At 43.5% G+C, this 6,646-nt stretch carries 4 protein-coding genes, 1 tRNA gene and 1 pseudogene; 1 reads left to right on the forward strand and 5 read right to left on the reverse strand.

The window, feature by feature from the left end; all coding sequences use genetic code 11:
* The 4 genes and pseudogenes from H569_RS20805 to H569_RS0116720 all read right to left on the reverse strand — a co-directional run.
* Window positions 1-485 (reverse strand): annotated as a pseudogene (locus H569_RS20805) (acetyl-CoA decarbonylase/synthase complex subunit alpha/beta); the annotation flags it as partial.
* A gap of 27 nt (window positions 486-512) precedes the next feature.
* Complete coding sequence (gene cooS / locus H569_RS0116710; RefSeq protein WP_027365921.1) at window positions 513-2,531, reverse strand: anaerobic carbon-monoxide dehydrogenase catalytic subunit; 2,019 nt, start codon at window positions 2,529-2,531, stop codon at window positions 513-515.
* Between the two features lie 99 nt (window positions 2,532-2,630).
* On the reverse strand, window positions 2,631-3,404 hold the full coding sequence (locus H569_RS0116715; protein ID WP_027365922.1) for an ATP-binding protein: 774 nt from the start codon (window positions 3,402-3,404) through the stop codon (window positions 2,631-2,633).
* A 278-nt stretch (window positions 3,405-3,682) separates the two neighbouring features.
* Complete coding sequence (locus H569_RS0116720) at window positions 3,683-4,726, reverse strand: hypothetical protein (protein WP_027365923.1); 1,044 nt, start codon at window positions 4,724-4,726, stop codon at window positions 3,683-3,685.
* A 292-nt stretch (window positions 4,727-5,018) separates the two neighbouring features.
* Between H569_RS0116720 and ilvC the strand changes: the two genes are divergently transcribed.
* On the forward strand, window positions 5,019-6,017 hold the full coding sequence (ilvC, locus tag H569_RS0116725) for a ketol-acid reductoisomerase (protein ID WP_027365924.1): 999 nt from the start codon (window positions 5,019-5,021) through the stop codon (window positions 6,015-6,017).
* A 176-nt stretch (window positions 6,018-6,193) separates the two neighbouring features.
* Here the strand turns inward: ilvC and H569_RS0116735 are convergent.
* Window positions 6,194-6,281: transfer RNA gene (locus H569_RS0116735), tRNA-Leu, on the reverse strand.
* Window positions 6,282-6,646 lie beyond the last annotated feature (365 nt).

Raw genomic sequence — 6,646 nt, forward strand, 5'->3', positions numbered from 1 at the left:
ATAACGGCTTCGCCGGGGATGGTCCAGTCCACCATTTTGGTGCCGTACTGGCGCACCACGGGGTCGCCGATGAAGCCGGTCCAGGGTTCCTGGTAAATCGGGTTTTCTTTGGTGTGTTTGATGTATTTGATGGCCTCGATGATGTCGGCGGCGTACCAGGTGGCTTCGCCCCACTTGCGGGCGTTGGCGAAGGTCTTCTCTTCTTTAACGGCGTTGCGCATCCGGTTTAATACCGGCACCATGTCGCCGAGGGTTTTGATTTCTTCGCCGCTCAGGCAGCGGATGACCGGCAGGTAGTAAGCGGTATCGGGATAGCCTACCGGCTGGTTTTTGCCGTAGGTGCGGATGGCCTGGTTGAGCAGGATCTCCGCGTAGCTTAATGCGGTAATGGTCCCTTCGTAGGCCTCTTTGAACAGCTTCTTGGGCTCTTGGCCCGGTTCTATGGCGCCTTCGAAAATTTGATCAAAGTTGATCTGTTCAGACATGCGTTATCCTCCTTTCGACCACTGGGATTAATAGTTCTGGCAAAGGGCGGTTTCAAGGTCTTCAGCAACATGCTTATGCACGCCCAGTTTCCAGGTGCGGTATTCAAGAGCGCTGAGCATCTTCTTGGCAGCTTCAGCCGGATCCATTTCAAAGATGAAGTATCCACCGTAAACATCGCCGGCAACCTGGGTTACAATGCTATAAATCAGGTCGCTACCTTCCAATGGAGGCATAGCGCCAACATGCACAGGTGTACCCATAGCCACATACCAGCAGCCAATGGCTACGGCTTTACCGCTCATTGCTTCAGGCGCAGTGGCTACAAACGGAACTTTCGGGGTGTCTACCCCCATCTCGTTGGCCATAGCCATCAGCAGGTCGGAGCACCTGGTGTTGTCCACGCAGGACCCCATGTGGAAGATTGGCGGTAACGCAGTGCTGAGATTTGCGTTTTCGCTGATGCGGGCCAGGAACTTTTTGAGTCCTTCGCCGGCATACTCGTCAACAGCGGCCGGGTCAAGCAGGCCGAGCTTGGCGCAGGCTTGCATGGCGCAGCCGGTACCGATTACAAACACGTCATTCTTAATCATTTCCTTGGCGATGGTGATATGGCTGTCATCCTGCGGCCGCTTAACGTTGTTGCAGCCGGCCATCAGGCAGACACCCTTCAGCTCGCCGCTCTGGATGGCGTCAGTGAGCACCTTTACAGGGTTATCCGGATTGACAGAAGCGAAAATATCATACAGAGCTTCGAGACTGAAGCCTGCCACCACTTTGTTCTTAACGTCAGGTATGTGTACCCGCCCGGGATCTCTCAACTTAAAAGCTTCGATTGCCATACGGATGGCAGTTTTAGCATCTTCAAGAGCGGTAGGCGCATTGTAATCAAGGTGAGCGGCACCCGGGATCTTAACAATCGGTGAAGTTGTAATTAATACAGTATGGAAACATTCAGCTGCAGTGCGCAGCGAAGGCATAATGCACTGAACATCCACTACCATGCCGTCAACAGCGCCGGTAGCAATTGCGTATTCCTGAGAAGAGAAGGAAGTTAAAATAGGAACACCCTGGCGCATGAGCACTTCGTTACCTGTGCAGCAGATACCCATACATTTTACGCCCTTTGCTCCAGCAGCTTTCGCCTCGCCTTCCAATTCGCGGGCGGCACGTACGATAATCTCACTGAGGAGTGGGTTATGGCCGTGTAGCACCAAGTTTACGCACTCGGGATCGAGAACCCCCATATTGGCTTCGCTTACAACCGGCCTGGGAGTGCCGAAAATGATGTCGGACAGGTCAGTTCCAACATGCATGCCAACATAGTCAGCCAGGGCAACCCGCAGGGCGCTGAAGATTAAGTTTACAGGGTCGTTATCCATGCCTACGTGAGCTTGGGTAACCAGTTTGGATATGGTGTTATAAACGCCGCTGGGCATGATGTTATGGGAACGGAACTTGTCCAGGCGACCTTCAGTTACGGTAGTTTTCACCCAAGTTGACTCACCGAAACCATCCAGACGGCTGTAATCGGCAAGCGCTGCCTCGGCTAATTCTTTAGCCAGGGTAGTGTCATCTTTCCCTTCTATATCAATGCCAACACGTTTAGCCACAGCATGCAGCTTTTTGGTGTCGGTTACGCCATAATCAGGTGCATGACCTTCGGCAATTTCTAAAAGGGTATGGGCCATATGGCTGGCGTGTTCACTATGGGAAGCGGCGCCGGTGAGCAACATCAAACCTGTGCTGCGGGCAGCAATGGTCCAAGCGCTGGCGCCGCAAATACCTCTGCTGCCGGGACCTTCATCGGCCTTGATACGGCAAGGTCCCATCATGCAGAAACGGCAGCAAATGCCTTTGTAACCGAACTGACATTGCGGTTGCTGGGCTACAAAGCGGTCATAAGCAGTAATCATGCCACTTTCCTTGGCAATGTCAAACATCTCAATGACGCCCGGATCAATGGATCGTTTGATGCTCTTCGGGTCAACCACTCTGGGTGCGCCCGAAGGTCTGCAAGTGTGGCTTGGATCTCTAAACCTTGGCATTACTTTAACCTCCTAAAAGTAAAGTTAACTGAACAACTAATTGTATGGTTCAGCCGAAAAAACTCCCCCTAACTCCGACTGTTACCAAAGTAAAACCACTTAATTAGATTTACCACCCACCTCTCTTAAAATTTTACGGCAAACTTTTTCCATCTCAACTAATAAATCTTTGTCCAATTCTACTGCTTGAGAAGGTTCCATTGCGTTTGCCCATATTGCCTCAGAAAACTTAATATAACCCAGAATTAAATCATCCTGGAAATTCTTGGCTATAAATTGTTTTTCGCCTACGGAGCGAATTTTATTGGCGATTATGCCAACTTTAGGTATACCCAGGTCCTTGGCCATTCTTTCAACTTGTTTTGCAGTATTGATGCTATTGCGACCGGGTTCAACAACAACAAGCATCATGTCTACACCCCGGGCTGTGCCCCTTGAAAGATGCTCAATGCCGGCACCCATATCCATAATAACGGTATCATTTTGGTCCAACAGCAGTGACGAAATTAATGCGTTTAAAAAAGTATTTTCCCTACAATAACATTCTGATCCACCTTTTTTGGGATCACCCATTCTAAAAAAACGAATGTTGCCGAGTTTATAGCTGTAGTCATCAATAAAATCGTCCAACTTGGGATTAAGATTATAAAACGCCCCATTACCGGTTTTGTTGCGGATTGCATCGCGCATTTCCACAACAGGTTTTAAACTGGCAGCTTCTTCATCAGGAATGCCGATGGATGACGCCAAACATGCATCAGGATCGGCATCAATCGCATAAACGGTGCCTTCGTTCCGGGCAATAATATTAATTAGCGCTGAAGCTATTGTAGTTTTACCGACGCCGCCCTTTCCTGAAATGGCTAGTTTCATTGCTTCCACCTCTGCCGCTAAATTAAGTTTATACTTTTTGCATTTAAAATCTACGCCGGATTGTTAATTTAACCCTATTCCAAAAATTCTGTTCAACTTAATTCAAATTCAACGCAGGTTGACTTGTTTCCTGCTTGGGATTCATGATTAATTTTTGTTCTAAGTAGATAATGATTAAATTCTAAAAATTTTAATATAACCCTGTCAGAATTCTTCGACGAAAACGATTAAATTCCTTCCGTTTAAAATTAAAAAAAATGGACATATGGTTATATGCTTTAAGGAAAAATAAGAAATTTTTTGCGCAAAACCTTATATTCTATAACATAGCCGGTTACAAGGATGACTAATCCCAAAAAAGCAGCAATCTTAAACAGTTTGAGTTTAATTTCAAGTCCAGTTATTTGTTTCTCTTTTTCTAAAATTTTCCTGTCAAAAATTAATTTTTCCTCAAATATCTTAATTTTATCTGCATTTATCAAGTTATTATTTTTTTGGAGAAGATTGATTTTTTCTTCGGCCATCAGGCATTGCTTCTGCAAATCTACGATTCTTTTCATGCTCATTGGTTCGGTGGAATTAATAAAGAATTCGTAAAGAATATTACCGGACATTCCTGGCGGCAAATTGATACAATATATCTTACATATGGTCGGGCCTAAATCCATCAAGCTACAATAATAGTAATTTGCTTTAAAATTGGGATTATACCTGAACATTAACAATGGAGGTTGATCTGTATCTCCGGTGATGAAAATATAACTTTTGTCAATTTTTTTGGTATTAATTAAATAATTTAATAGTAACCCGATTTGATTATCAACTAAAGACCAACGACGGGTTTCTGAGGTATCTGAGTCATTAATGTCATCCAAATATATAGTCACAAAATTATAATCTTTTTCAGGGAATAAAGAAAAATATTGATTTAAAACATCTTTATCATTAGTTCCGGATATTAAATCCAAACTGTTTTGATCACAATAATTCTTGGGTATTTCACCGGAGCCGTCAATTAGTAAACAGTCAACACCATTTTTTGATAGCGTTTTAGGCAGTGAAGAAGTTCTATTAGGGCCGCCAAACAAAGTATATAAACTTTCAGGAAAGGGGTTCGGCTTAGAAACATTAGCATAGCTGATGGAATTGTCGGCCAGACTTTTTAGATTAGGAAGCTCACTACCTTCTATATCAGAAGCCTTTAAGCCTTTTATATAAATCAAATAGGTGTAATTGCCGCTCTGAGCATAGGCAGCAGTGCTCGTCCAGCCGGTAAGAATGGCAAATAAAATAAAAGCAGCAGCAATAAACCTTATTATCATGGCAGGGAACCTCCTTTATTTCCATATTATAGATATAGTATGGATGATAAAGTATCTTTTATTCCTTATAAATGTTTTTTTAGCAGTAATTTAGTGTCCTGGTTGTATGTATAAATATGTTGTTTTGTGCTTATAATACTAATACTCCGCTTTGGTGAGTTCTATCTCTCCCCGTCCGGCTTTACCAGCCGGGCTTTTTTTATTGACAACACTGGAAATAAAACTGTAAAATTGCCATAATGCAGGCTTAATAGGATAAATAATATAAATAAATCCAGGGAGATGAATGAAAGTGGCAAAAGTTTATTATGACCATGATGCAGATTTACAATTTTTAAAAGGGAAAAAAATTGCGGTTTTGGGTTATGGCAGCCAGGGACATGCCCAGGCATTAAATCTAAAGGAAAGTGGCATTGATGTAGTTGTAGGCCTGCGCAAAGACAGTTCAAGCTGGGAGAAGGCTGAAGGTGCCGGTTTGGAAGTTAAGATTGTTGCAGAGGCATGCGCCGCTGCGGATATTATTCAGGTATTACTGCCGGATGAAATTCAGGGGCGAGTTTTCGCTGAAGAAATTGAACCCTATCTTGAAGAAGGAAAAGCTTTAATGTTCTCTCATGGCTTTAACATACATTTCAACCAAATCGTGCCCCCCAATAATGTAGATGTATTTATGGTTGCTCCTAAAAGCCCCGGGCATCTTGTGCGGAGAATGTATGAGGAAGGCAAAGGAGTCCCCGCCTTGATTGCAGTATATCAGGATTATACAGGTAAAGCCAGGGATCTTGCTTTGGCTTATGCCAAGGGCATTGGCAGTACAAGAGCAGGCGTATTTGAAACCACATTTAAAGAAGAAACCGAAACAGACTTGTTTGGTGAGCAGGCGGTACTGTGCGGTGGCCTTACTGAGCTGATTAAAGCTGGTTTCGATACGCTGGTTGAGGCAGGTTATGCGCCTGAAATGGCTTATTTTGAATGTCTCCATGAGATTAAACTGATTGTAGACTTGATTTACGAGGGCGGCCTTGGTATGATGCGTTATTCCATCAGTAATACAGCCGAATACGGCGATTATAGCCGCGGCCCCAGGGTGATAACAGAAGAAACCAGGAAAGAAATGAAAAAGATACTCAGTGAAATACAAAATGGTGAATTTGCCCGCGAATGGATGCTGGAAAACCAAGTTAACCGGCCGGTCTTCAATGCTATCAAAAAACGGGAGCGTGAGCTGCTAATTGAGCAGGTCGGCGCTGAAATCCGCCAGATGATGCCCTGGCTGAAAAAAAATAAGTAAGGTTTAATATAGATAATTTTAAGTAAATAATGTAAAAACGGTCCGTTTGTTAACGGGCCGTTTGTTTTGTAGTGGAAAGTAAAAAAACCAGCTTGCGCCGGGTGGTGTAAAAAGGTGGAAAATAATTACGACCTTCAGTTCATCGCTTTGAATGAAACTGAAGGCCGTAAAATTGTTGGTGCGGCAGAAGGGACTTGAACCCCCACAGGCGTAGCGCCTATAAGAACCTGAATCTTACGCGTCTGCCAATTCCGCCACTGCCGCATTAATTTAATTGTCTTTCGCACAAAAGTAATATTAACATATATGATTTATTGTGTCAATAAAAATGTTTAAACGAGCCAATTGCATAATTCCAACCCCATAAAACAAAAGGGTCTTAAAACAAAGGAAAACAAATTTACCCTAACCCAAAAAGTTGAAATATCTCAACAAAGTTGCCAAAAATAAAAGGTTTCACCAGATTGCTATAGAAGTGTTTTTCATTCCCACAACAAAAAACACAAGCAGAGGTGAAACCCTAAACATGTATATTCTTGGTGGAATGCTTTTTCCCTTTGAAGTTTTAATTAAAAATTTCGATAAGGAAGATAAACTGTATCAAATTTTAAAGCAAATTGATTGTAAAG

This window comes from Desulfotruncus alcoholivorax DSM 16058 (genome assembly GCF_000430885.1).
Taxonomy (GTDB): domain Bacteria; phylum Bacillota; class Desulfotomaculia; order Desulfotomaculales; family Desulfallaceae; genus Desulfotruncus; species Desulfotruncus alcoholivorax.